The sequence below is a fragment of the Bradyrhizobium sp. BR 1432 genome, from assembly GCF_051547705.1.
Classification (GTDB): domain Bacteria; phylum Pseudomonadota; class Alphaproteobacteria; order Rhizobiales; family Xanthobacteraceae; genus Bradyrhizobium; species Bradyrhizobium zhanjiangense.
In genome coordinates, this window is sequence record NZ_JBPUGF010000003.1 from 301,635 (window position 1) to 318,990 (window position 17,356).

The 17,356-nt window shown below is 56.5% G+C and carries 10 protein-coding genes and 4 pseudogenes; 2 read left to right on the plus strand and 12 right to left on the minus strand.

Annotated features, from left to right (window positions below; genetic code table 11):
• Positions 1–1,079 precede the first annotated feature (1,079 nt).
• The 9 genes and pseudogenes from ACSKB8_RS01675 to ACSKB8_RS01715 all read right to left on the minus strand — a co-directional run bounded on the left by ACSKB8_RS01675 (position 1,080) and on the right by ACSKB8_RS01715 (position 11,237).
• Positions 1,080–2,066: a nodulation protein NodZ gene (locus tag ACSKB8_RS01675; protein WP_438102065.1), complete on the minus strand. Its 987-nt coding sequence runs from the start codon at positions 2,064–2,066 to the stop codon at positions 1,080–1,082.
• A 251-nt stretch (positions 2,067–2,317) separates the two neighbouring features.
• Positions 2,318–4,382, minus strand: a pseudogene (locus ACSKB8_RS01680) (carbamoyltransferase family protein).
• 164 nt (positions 4,383–4,546) lie between these two features.
• Complete coding sequence (locus ACSKB8_RS01685) at positions 4,547–5,335, minus strand: ABC transporter permease (protein WP_438110331.1); 789 nt, start codon at positions 5,333–5,335, stop codon at positions 4,547–4,549.
• Positions 5,335–6,249: a nodulation factor ABC transporter ATP-binding protein NodI gene (gene nodI, locus ACSKB8_RS01690; RefSeq protein ID WP_438102066.1), complete on the minus strand. Its 915-nt coding sequence runs from the start codon at positions 6,247–6,249 to the stop codon at positions 5,335–5,337. Before nodI ends, ACSKB8_RS01685 begins: the two co-directional genes overlap by 1 nt.
• Positions 6,237–7,957, minus strand: a pseudogene (gene nodU, locus ACSKB8_RS01695) (nodulation protein NodU). The gene nodI and the pseudogene nodU overlap by 13 nt, the downstream one beginning before the upstream one ends.
• A gap of 13 nt (positions 7,958–7,970) precedes the next feature.
• On the minus strand, positions 7,971–8,600 hold the full coding sequence (gene nodS, locus ACSKB8_RS01700; protein ID WP_438102068.1) for a nodulation methyltransferase NodS: 630 nt from the start codon (positions 8,598–8,600) through the stop codon (positions 7,971–7,973).
• 153 nt (positions 8,601–8,753) lie between these two features.
• Positions 8,754–9,977 carry a chitooligosaccharide synthase NodC gene (gene nodC, locus ACSKB8_RS01705; protein ID WP_438102069.1) on the minus strand — a complete coding sequence of 408 codons (1,224 nt, stop codon included), beginning with the start codon at positions 9,975–9,977 and terminating at the stop codon, positions 8,754–8,756.
• A 15-nt stretch (positions 9,978–9,992) separates the two neighbouring features.
• Complete coding sequence (gene nodB, locus ACSKB8_RS01710; RefSeq protein ID WP_438102071.1) at positions 9,993–10,646, minus strand: chitooligosaccharide deacetylase NodB; 654 nt, start codon at positions 10,644–10,646, stop codon at positions 9,993–9,995.
• Positions 10,643–11,237: pseudogene (locus ACSKB8_RS01715) on the minus strand (NodA family N-acyltransferase). The gene nodB and the pseudogene ACSKB8_RS01715 overlap by 4 nt, the downstream one beginning before the upstream one ends.
• A 967-nt stretch (positions 11,238–12,204) precedes the next feature.
• On the opposite strand from ACSKB8_RS01715, the gene ACSKB8_RS01720 reads away from it, so the two are divergent.
• Positions 12,205–13,200, plus strand: a complete 996-nt coding sequence (locus ACSKB8_RS01720) for a LysR family transcriptional regulator (protein ID WP_438102072.1) — start codon at positions 12,205–12,207, stop codon at positions 13,198–13,200.
• A gap of 249 nt (positions 13,201–13,449) precedes the next feature.
• Here the strand turns inward: ACSKB8_RS01720 and ACSKB8_RS01725 are convergent, their stop codons facing one another.
• From ACSKB8_RS01725 to ACSKB8_RS01735, 3 genes are all read right to left on the minus strand, one after another.
• Positions 13,450–14,559 carry a branched-chain amino acid ABC transporter substrate-binding protein gene (locus tag ACSKB8_RS01725; protein ID WP_438102074.1) on the minus strand — a complete coding sequence of 370 codons (1,110 nt, stop codon included), beginning with the start codon at positions 14,557–14,559 and terminating at the stop codon, positions 13,450–13,452.
• Between the two features lie 139 nt (positions 14,560–14,698).
• Positions 14,699–15,157, minus strand: a complete 459-nt coding sequence (locus ACSKB8_RS01730) for a MerR family transcriptional regulator (protein WP_438102076.1) — start codon at positions 15,155–15,157, stop codon at positions 14,699–14,701.
• Positions 15,158–15,387: 230 nt separating this feature from the next.
• A complete protein-coding gene (locus tag ACSKB8_RS01735) occupies positions 15,388–15,912 on the minus strand; it encodes a hypothetical protein (RefSeq protein ID WP_438102078.1) in 525 nt (174 codons plus the stop codon).
• A 522-nt stretch (positions 15,913–16,434) separates the two neighbouring features.
• On the opposite strand from ACSKB8_RS01735, the pseudogene ACSKB8_RS01740 reads away from it, so the two are divergent.
• Positions 16,435–17,333, plus strand: a pseudogene (locus ACSKB8_RS01740) (LysR family transcriptional regulator).
• The last annotated feature ends 23 nt before the right edge of the window (positions 17,334–17,356 follow it).

The following is a 17,356-nucleotide window of genomic DNA, read 5'->3' on the forward strand; positions in this document are numbered from 1 at the left end:
GCATCCGACCACATATGTTCTACGCCACGAATTGAGATCTTGCGTGATTTGGTTTTAACTCGAGGACAAGATCAGCTTTCCTTCACTGACGCAGGATCTTCGAGCCGTGATCTTCAGATCTTCGCACTCTGCCCCACACTCATGGCCGCCGAACAGATGTCGACGTCCATTGCCAACAATTAACGCCAGAGCGCATCGTCGTCTGACATGTCAACAAATGAACGACTCTCTTTTTGCCCTTCCGCATTCACTCAGTCCTAGTGCGTGCAGGATTTGGACCAGTGCTATGCGGGGGAATTTGACACGATTTCGACGCAGTGTCGCGCCGCGCAAACATCTATGCACCTTCCGGATATCTTGTTCGCGCCGTTTCTGAGAGTAGAACGCGCGGTGTACCCGCTCTTTGTTCGAGAGGTCGCACCAGGGACACGTGCCCCGCCATCTTTTCGAATTGGCGTAACCGCGACAGCAACCGCACAATCGCGCCTCGTTTGTCGGAAATGCTTCAATGCCTCCTAAGGCGGACAATTTGTTTGCGAGCCGACGAGCGTTACGTCCGCTATTTGGATCGCTGGCAGAGAGCCTTCAATGCCTAGGAAAGAGCATTGTGAGCTCTTGCCGCGGTGTTCTGACAATGAGGCGCGGCCGGTTTCCTTTCAATCTACCCTCTCTCTGGTCCAAACCGGCCCCCGACTGTCGGGCCCGTGGACATCGAGAACAGCAGCTTACATGTCAGCGCGCACATCAGCGCCAACGGCGTTAATTGTCTTGGCGCGCTTCGCTAAAATCGGGAATCAGACGTGGCAGCCTTATACGTCCGATTTGTCCGCTAAGCCGTCCCACAGGCGACACAATATGAGCACGATTAGCTCCGGCGGCTTTGCACCCTTCTTGACTTGGATGATGTGATCTAGAGGCGTCCTCAGGGCTCCCTGCCCGTCACTAACAAGCTCGTTCGTCGACGCGAAGATGTAAGTCTTCCCATGCGGCAGCCGACACGGCTCTGCGGGACGCTTCATCGACGAAGCGCCAACGAGCACATGCGACATCGCCGGATCGGCGAGAATGTGCTATGCGGTTCAGGAGACCGTGTGATGCTTGGGCGCCTCGTCGATCAGGATTAAGCGGCTCGGATCATTCAAATCGAACTCGATAATGCGCGGAACAACAAGTCGCGCATAGCGCGTAAATGCACTGGTCGGCGGAAAGCGAATCACGGTATCGCATCGTCCGAGAAGGTACATCTCGATGAGAGCCGACGATCCGCCGTCCGCTCCCAGTTCGGAACTGTGTAACGGGCCCGCTTGATCCGCCTGAAAGCGTTTTGGGATCGTAAACACGTCTGGGAACCTAGCCGAGACCTGATCCAGAACCTTCGGGCTGTCTGTGCACAAAAAGACTCTCGTAGGTTTTGCATGGGGCAATGCTTTGGCCTTTTGGATAGCAGTGCATACCTGCCGCAAGGCAAGATCTGGATCGGCCCAGTAGGGCCTGTGCGCCATGATATCCTCGCCATTTCCGTGTCGAACATGAACGCCGATTACGCTCCGACTCTCAAAGTGCTCGTGATATATCGCGTCGATCCGAGCTTGAATTTCAGCCCGCACTTTGATGCTACGAAATATTTGTCGCTCGGCCTCCTGATCGCAAGCCCACATCAAACAAGCATCACACACTACCGTATTGGCATGAGTATCATCTTTGGCCTCGAAGAGCTGCCTCAGCTCGTCGCGTTCTCGGAATATCTGTTCATCAGGTCGATAAACGCAGTCGATGGGCGGGCGATTCCACCAGGTTGGAAAAAACGGTCCTGGAAGTGAGAGAGAGTTGACCTGATCATCGCAGATCACGCGTACGCCGGCGATGTCATGGATTTGTTCGAAGAAGACCCGAAAAGCATTAGTAAAGGGTTGGTCGAGATAGCAAGAGCCGCGCCAATCGATAACCAGTGTACGTCCTGTCCGCTTGGCGTACTGCCAAGCTGCCGCGAGCGACCACAGGCAATCGCCGAGACCGGTGCGGCGTCGAGAAACGACGAACCTTTCCTTTGCTACTCCAACATGCATTTTAACTTTCCTCGTCACAACGTACCGGGTTGGTCAGCAGGTCGCGTAAACCTTAGGCTCGAGCCCATCGCATTCTTCGACGCCCCGCAATGCTCTTTGAAGCTGCTTAGGACCTAGTGGCCATCTGCTCGAATGCTATGGTGTTTTGACACAGCATTTGAATAGGTCGGTCGGCTCCTCCGCCTGGAGGGTCTATCGCCGGAATACGCTCTCCTTTCGAGCCCTGAACTTATATTTGCGAGATTCTCCGACTATATTGAGCCCGCTTGTGCTTGCTCTGTCATCTGATGGGGCGCACTCTTCAAGTGAGTAGCGCGTGAGGGAGGATGTAGGCGAACCCGGCGTTGCTCCCACAGTCCTCTCAGTTCTTCGACCAGAGTTGCACGCTCAGCCTGGTCCATCATCAAAGAATCGAAGAGGTCGCGGAGAACGGATTCGCCCTTGATCCGCATCAACAGATCGAACAACACACCTGAGATGCGCACTGCCCCACCGCCGGAGAACGCCGTGCGGATCTCGCATACCGTCTCTTGCCGATCTCGTGCTGTATGAGCGCGGACGCGATGCAGGGATACATACGGCGGCAATGAAACCGCGAGCGAAGTCCAATCCTCAAGCGTTACCGCCCGCTTTTTCACTAGAAACGGACCGACAACAAGGGCATCGAGCTCGGTGGTCAGAAATGTGGCGACGGCGTCTGCGACCGAATCTGACGATCGGTTCGGCATTATTGTTAAATGAGGTATTGAGCAGAACTGGAATGCCTGTTCGTTTCTTGAACTCATGGATTAGGCCCCAGTAGGTCGGATTTGACTTCCGAGAGACTGTCTGCAGCCGTGCAGTGCCATCAACATGCGTAATGGCGCCCAGCAAGTCGCGCTTGGACTCGCGCACACGAACTACGAAGTTCATGAATGGCAATTCTCTCGGACCCGCCGGTAGATCGAAGTATTCTGGTGCATCCTCCCCCAGCACGGAAGGCGCAAATGGTCGATAGCCCTCGCGCTTCTTGACCATCGCGTTTATGCGATCCTTGTTAGCTGCAGGTCGGGGGTCGGCGAGAATACTGCGGTTACCCAGGGCACGTGGTCCGAACTCCGATCGACCCTGCACCCAGCCGATCACTGAGCCGTTTGCCATCCAATCGGCCGCTCTGCCCGCCACGTCATCACTGCGCTCAATGTGGAGGTGCCCGGCCCACGCATTCAGTTCCTGTTCCATGGCATGCTCGGTACCGAGATCGGGTCCCCAATAGACATCCTGGAGCCGCTCGCGCGGCGCGGGCCGACCACCCTCATCAGACGCCATGAGTGCGGCCCCTAATGCGCAACCAGCATCGTGGGCCGCCGGCTGCACGAAAATATCGTCGAAGAGCCCTGAATAGAGTAGCTTACCATTCACGGTGCAGTTGTGGGCTACGCCGCCAGCCAAGCATAGCCGCTTCATGCCTGTGATTTCTCGATAATGTCGAAGTACATGGAACACGATCCGCTCAAGCGCTTCTTGCAATGACGCGCTGACATCTCGATGCTGTTGGGTGAATGGCATTCCTTTTCGTCGGACCTGAATATTGCGGACCAACGCTGGACCGATACGATCGAGGTAGAGCCGGTAGCACCCGTTCTCAGAGAGCTCGTAGAACTGCTCAAACAGCTTGCGATAGGGCGCGGGATCACCGTAAGGCGCAAGTCCCATGACCTTGTACTCATCGAACAAGCTATAGCCGAGATACCGGATCGTCTCGAGATAAAACAACCCCAATGAGTTGCTTTCCGGGAAGCTCTCGAGCAGGTTGACTTCGGTTCCGGACCCGATGGCCACGAGACCAGAAAGGAAATCACCACCGCCATCGATTGCAAGTACCAGACTTTGCTCAAATCCAGACATTGCGAATGCACTCACAGCGTGCGCCTGATGGTGACTTACGAATGAGATTCTGGACGGATCGACTTCGGTGCCGAACTCTTGCCCCAGCATCATCCTCAGTAAGAGCCTGGCATCCATAGGGATAGCGTCGGACGGCTGCGAAACAAACAGGCGCTCCAGCATAGCATTGCAGTACGCTTCGGTCGCATAGAACGCGATTCGATCGACGTCCTTCAGTTGAACACCTGCAGTTTCGAGGCAGTATTGGATCGAGTGGCTTGGGAATTTATTAGAATGTTTGACCCGATTGAGTCGTTCTTCTTCGACGGCCGCTATCACACGTCCGTCGCGCACGAGCACCGCGGCGCCATCGTGAAGAAATGTGCTAGGAAGCTCGGGCCGGCATTCATAAACCTTGTCCAGTCCACCGCTCACGCCGAGACACAGCATCATACTCTCCATTCATTGTAAGAAAGCCACCTTGAGACCAGCGGCCTCTCAGCTGTTCGCCGCTGCATGCACCAGCCCGCCATCACTAGGCTAAGAGACCTAGCAAGCTTCTCGGATCTCGAAATTATGGACCGTGCGTTCGTTAAAGTTGCCACTGCGGCCTCTCAGCGCATAAGGCGTCGGAGAAGCAGCGCAATCGACAATAAGAACGGCGCCACCGCGTAAATGCAAAGTGCGCCAATATGTATGCCGGCTCCGCTGACTGGCCGGCCCAGCATCGCCGGGCGAATGAGTTCAATCGAGTGTTCCAAGGGCAACAGGCCTGCTGCGAGCTGGAAGCCGGAGGGCAACTGGGTGATCGGGAACACTGCGCCGCAGAGGAACACCATCGGTGTCAGGACTAGCGTCTGGTAAAACACGAAATAGTCGTAGCTCGGCGCTAGTGACACGATGACCATCGCCAAGCTCGCGAAGACGAACCCAGTGAGGGCAATTGCGGGTAGTGCGTAGAGCATGGATGGCCATGCAGCATAACCCATCCCCGCCGCCACGATTGTAATTCCTGTGCCGGCCAACAAGGCCTTGCTGGCTGCCCATGCCACTTCACCGAGCAGGATGTCGCCGAGCGTAAGCTGTGTGCACAGCATCGCCTCCCAAGTCCGTTGACTGTGCATGCGGGCGAATGTGGCGTAAATGGTTTCGAAGCTCGCGGAAGTCATTGCGCTCGTGGCGACCATGCCTCCCACCAGAAAATCGATATAGGAAGTCCCGTTTACACGACCAACGATTAGTCCGAGGCCGAAGCCAAGACCAAGCAGATTCGTCATCGGATCGGCGAGGTTGCCAAGAAGCGATGCAAGCGCAACTTTTCTCCATGCCAAGTAGTTGCGACGCCAAACTGCGATCCAGTTAACCGCATTGGCGGGCATGGCCGCGCTATAACTCGTTCTCATCATATCTCTATCTCGCGTCCGGTGAGTCGCAAGAACACATCCTCGAGATTCGGCGGACGTTCCAGAAGGCGCACGCCCGCACGCCCCCGCAACTTCTTCCGCACCTGCTCCAGATCCGGCGCATAGCAAAAAATGGTCTCGCCACTCTGTTCGATGCGCTGCGCGTAAGGCGCTATCAGCTCAATAGATTCCTGCGGATTGCCGCCATAGATCTCCATGACGTCGCAGCCAATCTGCTCGTTGATTAGCGCGTGAGGCTCGCCTTCGGCGATCTTGCGTCCTTCTTCAAGCACGCACAGCCTGTCGCACAACCGCTCGGCCTCTTCCATAAAGTGAGTCGTCAGCAGGATTGTCTTGCCCCGGGCAAGTAGCGATCGTAGTCGTTCCCAGATCAAATGGCGGGCATGCGGATCGAGCCCGGTCGTTGGCTCGTCCATAACGAGCAGTTGCGGATCGTTGATCAGCGCACGTGCCAGCACCAGCCGCCGCTTCATGCCGCCGGATAGCTCAGAAACGCGCGTATCCGCCTTGCTCTCGAGGCGAGCAAATTCGAGCAGTGATGGAATAACTGCCTCGATTTCACGCGCACTCATGCTGAAATAGCGGCCGAACACCAGTAAGTTCTCGCGTACTGTGAACTCGTTCTCAAGGTTGTCAAACTGCGGGACCACGCCCACGCCTGCACGTGCCAAACGAGCGTGTACTGGTACTTGCTTGCCGAGCACCGCGATCTTCCCAGAGTCCGGCGCCACCATACCGAGGATCATACGCACGATGGTGCTTTTGCCCGCGCCATTGGGTCCAAGCAGCCCGAAGCACTCTCCCGCCGCAACGGTGAACGTTAGCCCGTTGACAACGACTTTGTCGCGGTATGATTTGTTTACAGCGGCAAAGTCGATCGCTACGCCCGGCATGCGTCTATCTCAGCTTGTCGACCGGACGACAACACTTTTGTTGCTGGCGTTTGGGTCCAGAGCAGGCCGTCGCACCAGATGTGTTCGACGCGTCCCCATTCGCAGGCGGATGCGACATCGGGGAAGAAACCACGTCCATGGTGGTTGGCGCTAGTGTTGCAGAGCAGCGGGATGCCTGTGAGTTTTTCGTATTCAATGAGCAGTTCAGCAACCTTATGCTGGGATGTTCTGCCGATCGTCTGCAACCGTGCAGATCCGTCAAGGTGCACAACGGATGGGATTTTGTCTCGCCATTCTGGCCGCGTCTGATGATCGAAGAGCATGTACGGATCCGGCGTTCCAGGATCGAAAATATCCGACGCTCGGTCCTCCAGGCATATCGGGGCAACCGGGCGGAAGTGTTCGCGAAATTTGATGTCGTTGAGATAGTCCTTCATTCCGGGCGATGTCGCCGCGGCAAGGATGCTTCTGCCACCCAAAGCGCGCGGTCCGAGTTCGGCGCGACCGGCGAGGAAGACCACGGGCTTATTACTCGCAAGAAGCGCGGCGAGTTCACTCATGCTGCACGGGGCGGCGTTCCATTCCGCCGAAGCATCGCCGCTTGCGAGTGACGGACCGCTATAGACCGACCACTCCAGTGGCGCGAAACCGTTGTCGGCCACCATTGCCGAACAAGCGGCCCCTATTGCTGAGCCACTGTCATTCGGAAAAGGAGGTAGCCATACAGCATCAAATAGCCCGGTCGCACGTAACGCACTGTTCCACTTAATGTTGAGACCACAACCACCGGCTATGCACAGGTTGCGCGGTCCCGGAAAATTCGAATGCCGCAGGAGAGCAAGGCCCATCTCCCGCACGAGCAGACGCTCTACAAAAACATGAAACGATGCAAGGATGTCTTCGGGGCGCTTCGCGTCCAATCGAAGGGCGCTTTCCGCGAAAAAATCGTGCGTAGCCCCAAGTGACGCTTCGGCGTTGTTTATGTTTGCACGGTAACGCCGAGCAGCCTCAGTGTCGGCCGCAAAGTGCTTCTCATAGCCGTCCTTAAACACCGCTATAATGTCTTCATCAGGGCCCCCAGGCCGATATAGGCCATCAGTTTCCCCGCGACGCCAAGGTCCCAGTGATTCCGGTTCGGTTGCTGGTACGGCCCGAAGCGGTGGCCCGCAACAGCATAAGCATGGCCTATCATCGGGAACAGGGAATCCAGGAAGCGGCCGCCACCGGGTTCCACATAATAGAGCCGTGGAAAGATGCATCCGTCCCACACGAGGCAGAAGGCGGACTCTCCAGCTTTCGCAAAGGGGCTAGTGCAGTATGCGGAGGCAACATGGCCCGTGAGGTGTGCATAGCTTCTGTAAGAGAAACTTTTCCCGTCGAGCACAAGGCCCGGCCTCTCGTGTGCTGAGAGGAGTCCCTCGGGACCTTCAACATACGGCGCACCTTTGAGCGTGAGAAGTTCGGCCCCACTTAAGACCTGGAATTCCGATTCGGTCTCGCCGTCCCAACCGTCGATGACGAACTGATCAATGTCGCCGGGATCCAGCCCGTGCTCCGCCAAAGCAAGAACAACTGCATCGAGATTCTCAATGGTTTGATACCGCCGATTGTTTTCGCGTTTCTCCTGCTCGATGCAAAAGACCAGCTGTCCATCCTCTACAAGAGCGACGGATCCGTCATGCGTCAGCTTGATGCCACAGATGCGCATAATGCCTCAATGCTTAAGATGGATTCTCGAGTAGAACGGAGGATGGGTTCGAATTCCGAAAACGAGCGAGCAAGCAGTCTTCGCTGGCCGAGACACCTTGGCATTGCACCCGCTCGGCCTCGACCAATGTTTCGCTCAACATTGCGATGATCGTCTCCGCACCGGCAGCATGCCCCCAGCCCCGGCAGGTGGCATCGCGCGCTGATCCGAAGACCAGATGACCATCAGGCGCGAGCATTCGCACCAGATTGCTGACGGCCGTACGCATCTCGGCGACATCGCGGAGATAGTAGAACACTTCCGCCGCCACGATCAGATCGAACCGCTCAGCTGTCGAGAACTGTTCAATGTCAGAGACAATCCACGTAATGTGCGACCATTGCATCGTCCGTAGGCTTGCCCGATCGATCGCTCGCGGCACGACGTCGACGACTGTGAGGCGCTCGCAGTGCGGCGCCAGCTTTTCCGTGAACGCGCCGGCTGCGCACCCGACTTCGAGCCCATTCTTGATAGCGCCATTGAAAAGTGAAAGCCGCAGCATTTGCGCGTGACGCTCTCGCTCGAACGGATTGCCGTCCAATTTCCACGGATCATCGGCAGCCAATTCTCGTTCCAACAATTGTCGAATCTCATGCAGGTTCATGGCCAGCTGCCGCTCAGTCCGCACGATCACTGGCCGCGGCGAGTACGGTCGCCTCACCGCCCGAAGGGCGGCGCGAACTATCCCGCTTGCGTGCCGGCACGCCGAGTCCCGACAGCGGGGCGGCGCCCGGTTGAGGCTGCTCGCTCTGCTTACTCACCTTTTTCCGCCAGCACTGGTGGCCTTGGCCGACTTGCGTGAGAGCCAATCGCTGTTGCTTAGCGTACACAAGGCATATGCCTTTACCGGAAGTAGCAGAAAGATATTGATGGGGGTGTGCAGTGAAAACGCGAGAAATCGCAATTGACGAGCACGAAAGGCCGCTACGCCGCATCGGACCATCGTCATTGATGCGATCATGACACATGTCCACCATGGCACTGTGCCCGTGAGTGCGAGTTGCGCGATACCCGTTACAACCGAAAGAGCCAGAAGAAGGGGTCCGACGTTTTGCCCAATAACATCTAATGTCAGGTATGGATCGAGACCCGGCAGAAGCCGCAACGCAAGCAGCGTGTCTCGGAAGGTGCTCCGGGCCCAGCGCAGCTGTTGGCGCAGATACGGGCCAAACTTATCCGGAACGACTGTCGCGGCGTAGGCGTCAGGAACGTACTCAGTTCGAAACCCAGCTTTCAACATGAGAATCGTGAGATGGCGATCCTCACCGAAATCGCTTGGCTTTCCTCGAAAGTATTGCGCCTCGTACTGATCCAGCAGCAAAGCGAGTGCGGATCGTCGGTACATGGCACATGGGCCGCAGCAGCACATGACCGCGCCGAAACGCGCTTGAGCTGCGCGCTCTTCGTTGCACGCCAGCCAGTACTCCATGTCGATCAAGGAAGTTAACCAAGTGGCATTCCGGTTGCTCGCTGTTAACTGACCCATGGCCGCACCGACCTCGGTGTCTTGCATTTTCAATGCAAGCCTTCCGACCATATCGGTCGCCAGTATCGTGTCCGAATCGACATTGAGCACAAGATCTCCGGATGAGCGGCGAATCGCGGCAATCTGCGCCTTCCGCTTTCCAACGTTCTTCTGCAGCAGAATGAAATTGAACCTCACGTCACGCGCAAATTCCTCATGAACGTATGCCACGTCCTCACGATTTGACGAACCGTCATCAACCACATAGACGCGGAGCTGCCCGGCGTAATCTTGGCTTGCGATCGATCCTAGACACGCCGACAGTGTTCGCGGGTCCTCGTTGAAGCATGGCACGATCACATCCACGCTGGGCATGGCTTCAGGGCGAACCGCATGTGTCGACGTCGACGGCGTGTTTTCCGGTGAGGCATGAAATGCCTGCGCGGTCTTGTAGACCGCGGAGAGCAGCGCATAGGACGAGACGACGACAGTGCTGGTTGTGGCAAGCAGGCTCATAGGGCTCAATCTTGTTCAGTGAAGTTGGGGAAGCGGGCAGATCGCAAATCCACGATCACGCAGAGCGGGTATAAGTTGGGAGAGCGCCATCAAGGTCTGGCTACGGAGATCGGCATGACTGCGTCGCCCCACCTCATCGGGAGGGCATCCATCGTGCAGGAGCACAATCGCGCCGGGACGGACAGATGCTAGTACTGCGTCTACGATCGCATCGGCGCCGGGGCAGGACCAATCGCGCGGATCTACCGACCAGTGCAGAGAGGCGAGCCCGGCCTCCGCTGACATCGCGAACACTTGTTCGGTCCAAATGCCATAAGGCGCACGCACGCGACGCACCGCGGCCTGCGGGCACGCGCTTCTGATCGCCCGACTCGCCGCTAGTACTTCATATTGCACTTCCTCTGGTTCGCATCTGGATAGATCCGGATGCGTCATCGTGTGGTTAGCGACCTCGTGGCCTTCAGCGACCATCCGTCGGATTAGCCCCGGCTCATTCGCCACATACATGCCAATGACGCAGAATGTGGCCGGCGCGCGATATTCCGCCAGCACATCGAGAATATCCGGCGTGCAGTATGGATTCGGCCCGTCATCAAACGTCAAATAGACGCTGCGGGTATCCTTGGCGCGGTTGCTGTGCGCTTGGAAAGCGCAATTGGCGTCTTTCATAGCTCTGGCCCGTTACGCTCGATGATTGTACCGGGCGGCCACTCGCTCATCGATCGCGCTATAGGGAAGACGACGAGGAGTGCGTCATCGACGCAGAGTCGGCGGCAAGTTGAGATAGATATCTGGAAGAGTGGACCGCACGCGAACGCCCGAAACAATCGTCGCCAAGCCCGGGCGGCCGAGCAGCCTTGAGATATGTTCTTTGAGTTCATGTCGAACCGTACCGAAGCCGAACGGAACGCCAAGCTGCTGCAGCACAGGATACATCACGCGCATGGAATGGGAAATTCCGAGCCCCTCGAGATCCGGACGCACCGCGTACAGTCCGAGTTCAGCCACCAGCAGATCGATTTCGCCGACCTTGATATACCGGCGCAGCGCGCCGATATGAGCCGCCACGCCACGTTCATCGTAGCCGACTACACGGAGCTCAGGCCTGGCGCCGGCCCAGCTTCGATTGCCTTCAAAGGGTTTTGCATTAAAAGCCCCCGTCGGTCCGTAGGCATTTCGAAAGAACTCGGATATCTCGACGTGGTCGGCGAGTTGTAAGTCATTTTCCCAACACGTCCTCCACTTGAGCTGAGGGCGCATGAAAGATTCTCCTGCTTCTTGCAGTGTACCTGAGGCAAGCATCAGGCTGCCGACGAGCATCGTGACGGTGCTCGTTCCATGGTTTCGTCAGCGACTGTGAATGATGTTGGCTTGTTGACGGCGTTTGCGGTGTCGCGGCAAGCGAGCGTTTGAATACTTTCGATCCAGCGTATGCCGCAGCTAACTGTTGCCGCCGTCTCCGTCAGGCGAGTAGCGGTCGGTGCTTTTAGAACAAATGCTTCATGTACTGCTCTGCATCTCATCTTCTTGCCATTGCGCCCAAACGTCCATTCTGCGCGACGGCTCTGCGGTCCACACAAGCTATCGAAGGAGCACGCATCTACCCATTCATATCGGGGTAGACGCCTTCCATAGAACCGTATGTAGCGACTATACGATGGTTTAAACCACGCTCCTGGACGCGCCATTGAACGGCATTCGGTTGCAACGGAACACGACGGTGATGTAGAACCTTTTTCGCGACGGGTTGTGTTGCGAAGGTGCCGCCACTGCGATGCACCAGGCGTCACGCTTCCCAGCTTGCACAGCGAAACTGCTGCTTGCGTGTCAAGAACACGGAACGGGATGATCTTAGTCGCGGCTTGATTTGCCCAGTTCAATATCTGGTGCTGACGATGGTGCACGCGACGCATTTCGCGCCGTTCAATGAACTTGAGAAGAGTTTGATGGATTTCTACAGGAGCGATCGCAGCTCGTTCGCACGAGTGGCTAGTATTGGAATCGATGCAATGTTTTCGAAGGCTACAATATGATGACGACCGTCGAGCTAAGCTGCGCGCAACTGCGGACGAAATCCCGTCGCCAATTTTTGCGATCCGCGGCGCCACGCTCTGCCTCTCCAAAATCTACCACGTTCTTAACTACTGACAGTTTCCTAACCGGCGCTGCGCGAACTGGTAAAATCGATTGTTTGGATGAGAAACATCTACACTGCGGATAGGTGACAATGCGTTTCAGGGGCCTTGATCTAAATCTTCTCGTCGCGCTCGATGCTCTGATGACAGAGCGCAACCTCACGGCGGCGGCACGCAGCATCAACTTGAGTCAACCGGCCATGAGCGCGGCGGTTGGCCGACTGCGCACGTATTTCCGCGACGAGCTCTTTACGATGAGGGGGCGCGAGCTTATCCCGACTCCACGTGCGGAAGCCCTCGCTGGCCCGACTCGGGAGGCTCTGCTCCACATCCAGTTCTCTATTACGTCCGGAAATACGTTCAAACCGAGCGAATCGAATCGTCGTTTCAGAATCTGCGTGTCGGACTTTGCCACGATCGTACTACTGCGAAACGTGGTGGAGCGTGTCGCGCGAGAGGCTCCCGGCATAAGATTCGAGTTCATGCCTCACGCTGACCCATTCGATCAACCGCTCGAACGCGCGGAAATCGACTTTCTCATCGTGCCAGAGGTGTATATGTCGGACACGCATCCCAGAGTTGCGCTCTTTGATGAAACCGTAGTGTGCGTCGGTTGCCGTTCGAACAAGCAGCTGTCTCGACAGCTTACATTCGAGCGATACATGTCGATGGGGCATGTTGCCGTCAAGTTCGGGCGCTCTCGAGTGCCCTCCATAGACGATTGGTACATGAAAGAGCACGGCCTGAAGAGACGGGTCGAGGTCGTCGTGCAGAGCTTTGGCATGATCCCGCATATGCTCGTGGGCACCAACCGAATAGCTACGATGCCCTTAACGCTGGTGAAGTACTTCGCAAAGACGATGCCACTGCGGACCAACAGACTTCCGCTACCGCTTCCTGGTTTTACCGAGGCGCTCCAGTGGCCTTCGGTCCACAATACAGATCCAGCCAGCATATGGATGCGCGAGGTTTTGTTAGAGGAGGCAGCGCGCCTAGCTCCTGGCCATGCTGGTTCTAAGACGCTCGTAGGCCATCTATCGAACCCCTCTTCGTCAGCTACAGACACGGCTTCAGATGCCTCAGAATGACGGACCGCCACTCGCTCGACGGGAGTGGCCAGGCCACATAGCTCGCTGTGCCAGCGTTTTCTCAAGATCAGCTCAGCCGTTAATTGCTCTTCACAATATAATCCGTCCGGCTGCCAATTGATCGCATGCTCTCTTCCAGCTTTCGTTTGCCCTAGCTTCCATCTTCGGCACTCCGCCCAAAGCATTGGAAATGATTGGTCAGATCAGGTCGCGCCCTCGTCGACCTGAACGGCCCTTAGTCAGCCGATGCTACTCGACCAATTCAATCGTGTTGTCGTGCCAGCGATTAACTACGAAACCGGGAGATGCATTGTCTCCTTTCGCATCGAAATAGACTTGGCCGACTACGGTGTCGACCTCGTGCGACCGGAGGGCTTTCGCCACGCGCAGCGCGTTGAACGAGCCAGCGCGTTTCGCCGCGTCGGCCCATGCTTGCACGGCGGCGTACGCGTAAAGCGTGTAGCCCTCCGCGGACCGCTTTGAGGCTTTCAAGCGAGCTACGACGTCGGCCGCCTCAGGTTTTTTGGTGGCGTCAGGCATGAATGTGAAGAGAGTGCCGTTTGCGGCACCGCTCGCAATCGCCCAAAACTCGCCGGTCATCAAGGGATCGTTCGCCATGACGGTAAGACCGGCTTGTGCGTCAGCGGCTTGCCGTACAATCAGGCCGATCTCCGCGTAGTAGCCGCCGATATAAGCGATCTGAATTCCTTCTCTCTTCAGCCTCGACACCAGGGCCGTGTAATCCTTCTCGCCGGCCATATAGCTCTGCCGCATGAGGTTCTGCAGGCCAGCATCGTGAAGACGAGATGCAACTATATCGGCTATGCCTTTCCCCGCAGTGCTCTTGTCATCAAGGATGGCAATCTTGCTATTGGAATAGTGCCGCAAGATATAGTCGGCGGCGACTACCCCCTGCTGGTCGTCGCGGCCGCAGATTCGAAAAACGGTTTTGAGGCCCCGCTCGGTCAGCTGAGGATTAGTTGATCCAGGTGAAATCTGGATAATTGCGGCTTCAGCGTAAACGTCGGAGGCGGGAATGGATGAAGAGGAACAATAGTGACCAATGACCAACCTGACCTGGTCCGCCGCCAACCGATTCGCGACCGCGACGGCTTGCTTCGGATCGCAGGCGTCGTCGGCAATGATCAATCTGATCTTTGTATCGAGAAGCACTCCGGAAGAATTCAAATCATCCACGGCCGCACTGGCACCATACCGCATCTGCTCACCAACTGCAGCGTTGCTGCCCGTCATGGGACCGGCCACTGCAATATAGACATCGTCAGCGGAAGCGACTGAGATCAATACAGACGTTAGGATCGCAGCGCCGGTAATAGAACGCTTGCTAAAGAATGCCATTTGACGTCCCTGGCTATGTTTTGTCTTAGGACTTGCTGTGGTTTCGAACACCCGCCTCGGTCGCGATATCGGCGGTCGTGCAGAACGTCGCCTTGCCCAGGCGATCGTTCGCGTAGCTCAACGGTTCTTTCCTACCTGCCTATCGATCAGAATCATCCGGAGCGCGTGCGCGCCGGCGGGTACGCCCGCAGCCTTCCTGCGACATCGCATCAAGGCGAGCAGGTAGCTCCTCTACACTCACGTCCAATTCGGCGTTCTGCGTGATATTGCGCAAACGATCGCGCAACTTGGTCGCTCGCGCGACCTGGATCTCCGCTCGTTCCAATTGTTCGCTCAACAAGTTAGGAAGCGAGGATCTGCCCTCCATCGCTTTCCGGATCTCTTGCAAAGACAATCCAAGCTCGCGAAGCGCCAGAATGTGATACACTCTTCTGACGCTTTCACAGTCATAGATCCGGTGACCACCGCCCGTGCGCTGCGACGCTGAGAGCAATCCGGTGTGCTCATAGTGACGCAGAGCGCGCACGGTCACGCCGGTCGCCTCTGCAAGTTCACCGATGCGCCGCCACCGGCGCCTGAATACTGTAGGTCTGGTCATGTTTCTCTTTTTCAAACCTACAACCTAACGTCACGTGAGGTTCAAGCGGTTTCGACAGCCTGCAGATTTTGTTGCCAACTTTCCGTCGGCAATATCGAACCTCGACTTGCGGCAAACGGCTCAGCAGGCTGAGTGACATGCAATATACAAGCAACAGTCTGCTGCAATGGCGTTCGGATAACGCGGTTATAGTTCTGGAATTCAAGTAGAGGCATTCAACCGCTGCTCGACTAAGCGACTGGCGCGATAGCCACCATCAGCCTTCTTAGGAGAGCCAATTCGGCCTCACCAGCGGCCGTACGTTCAAGTACCAGCTTGGCAATCTCTGTTCGATTGACGGGAGTTCGCATACTTGCAGGCAGCGCCGCCACCGCTTCATCATAGATCTTCCCCAACACCGAAAGGACTTCTGCATCGAAGACCTCACCTCGTACCTGCAACACTTGTACCATCTCTCCTGTCGAAACATCGCGCTGGCGGCTCGGCTCCTTGCAAGGGCGTTTGGCTGCGTTAGGGCAAAAACAAGACCGACCTGCGGCGCGCCGGTCAGGAGCATGTCGACCTGTCGATCGATGCGCAGTTAAGCGCACTGGCGTGATGGATGCGGGCAAAGCGACGTCGATCGGATTGTGACTGCGCAATCTTACGGGCGAGACGCAGAACGCCTGAGCAAAACCATCTGGCCATGGTACGGAGGTCAGGAATTGTCGTCGATTCGTGCCTTCCAATTTCCTGCCTTTGTTAACTTCGCTCACGCGAGCGAGCCAAGACTGAGCACCATTCGAGCGTGCGAGGCGCTAAGCAGGCATTGTCCTTCGTAAAACAAGACTGCATACACGGAAACGGCCATTCCGCTCGACTTACGGGCTCAACGGCGCGCCGCGAGTCCGATCGGTCAGACCATTGCTTGTGTTTAGAATTGGACGATCCGTAAGAGTTTAGTCAGCAAGCTCATCCAGATTGACAATTGCATTCGTACTGAATGCTGCTAGTAGCGCAAACTGATCTGTCCGTGGTCCAATCGGGCACTTCGACATCATGCAGGAAGGTGCGCGAACTCACAGTGATTCCGCAGCCGCAAGAGCATGATCAGCATGTAAGACGACCGGTCACAACAGATAACCGCCCCAAAGAAGCGAAAACAAGAATAGATTTTTTGGCCTGCAGAGTTGCGCTGTCGTGGCAGGCCAGTGCGGGGACACGGGCTCACGTGGAGAACCGCCGATAGCGCAGCGAATGAATTGATCGACAAGAGTCTATTCGGTTTTGGAATTCACATGGAGCTTCGTAAACTACGCGCTTTCGTGGAGGTCGTACGGCAGGGCGGGTTCTCCAAGGCCGGCAAAGTCGTATTCGCGACCCAGTCTACGGTCAGCAAGGCGGTCAAGCAGTTGGAGGATGAGATCGGCGTGCCCTTACTTGATCGGATCGGCCATCGCAGCAAACTTACCGCTGCCGGCGAAATTGTTTACCGCCGTGCGATCAGGATTCTGACTGAACGGGACGATCTAATTTCCGAACTCAACGAGCTGCGCGGCCTCAAATGCGGCATTCTCAAGCTCGGTTTGCCACCGGTTGGGATTGGCACACTCTTCGCGAAGCTTTTTGCGATCTTCCGTAAACGTTATCCAGACGTCGACATCCGTCTCGTGGAGTACGGAAGCGAGCGCCTGCAAGACATTTTGCTATTAGGCGAGATCGAACTTGCCGCTTCGCTTCTTCCCGTATCGGACGCCTTTGAATGGCAAGACGTCAAACGCGAGCCCTTTGCTGTGCTGCTACCGGTTGACCATGAGCTTTCGCAGCGTCAATCCCTTAATCTTTCGACATTGCGTGAGATCCGTTCATTCTCTTCGAACCCGGATTTGCATCGAACCACATGATTATGGATGCTTGCCAACGGCACGGCTTTGAGCCGCGCGTCGTAGCACGCAGCAATCAGATTGACTTTATCATCGAGCTTGCTGCGGCGGGCATGGGCGCCGCCTTTCTGCCACGGATGATTGCGGAGCAACGTGCGCATTTCTCGCTCGCGCGGTTGCCTCTCGACGAAGCTGATACAGACCGGCGCATTGCAATGATCTGGCGGCGCGAGGCGTGTCTCTCGCCCGCCGCGAGGGCTTGGCTGGATCTGGTAGCTTGCACACGCGCCGAGGATCATTCCTTCGGCGACTGAATTGCTGTCGAACAATTCATTAT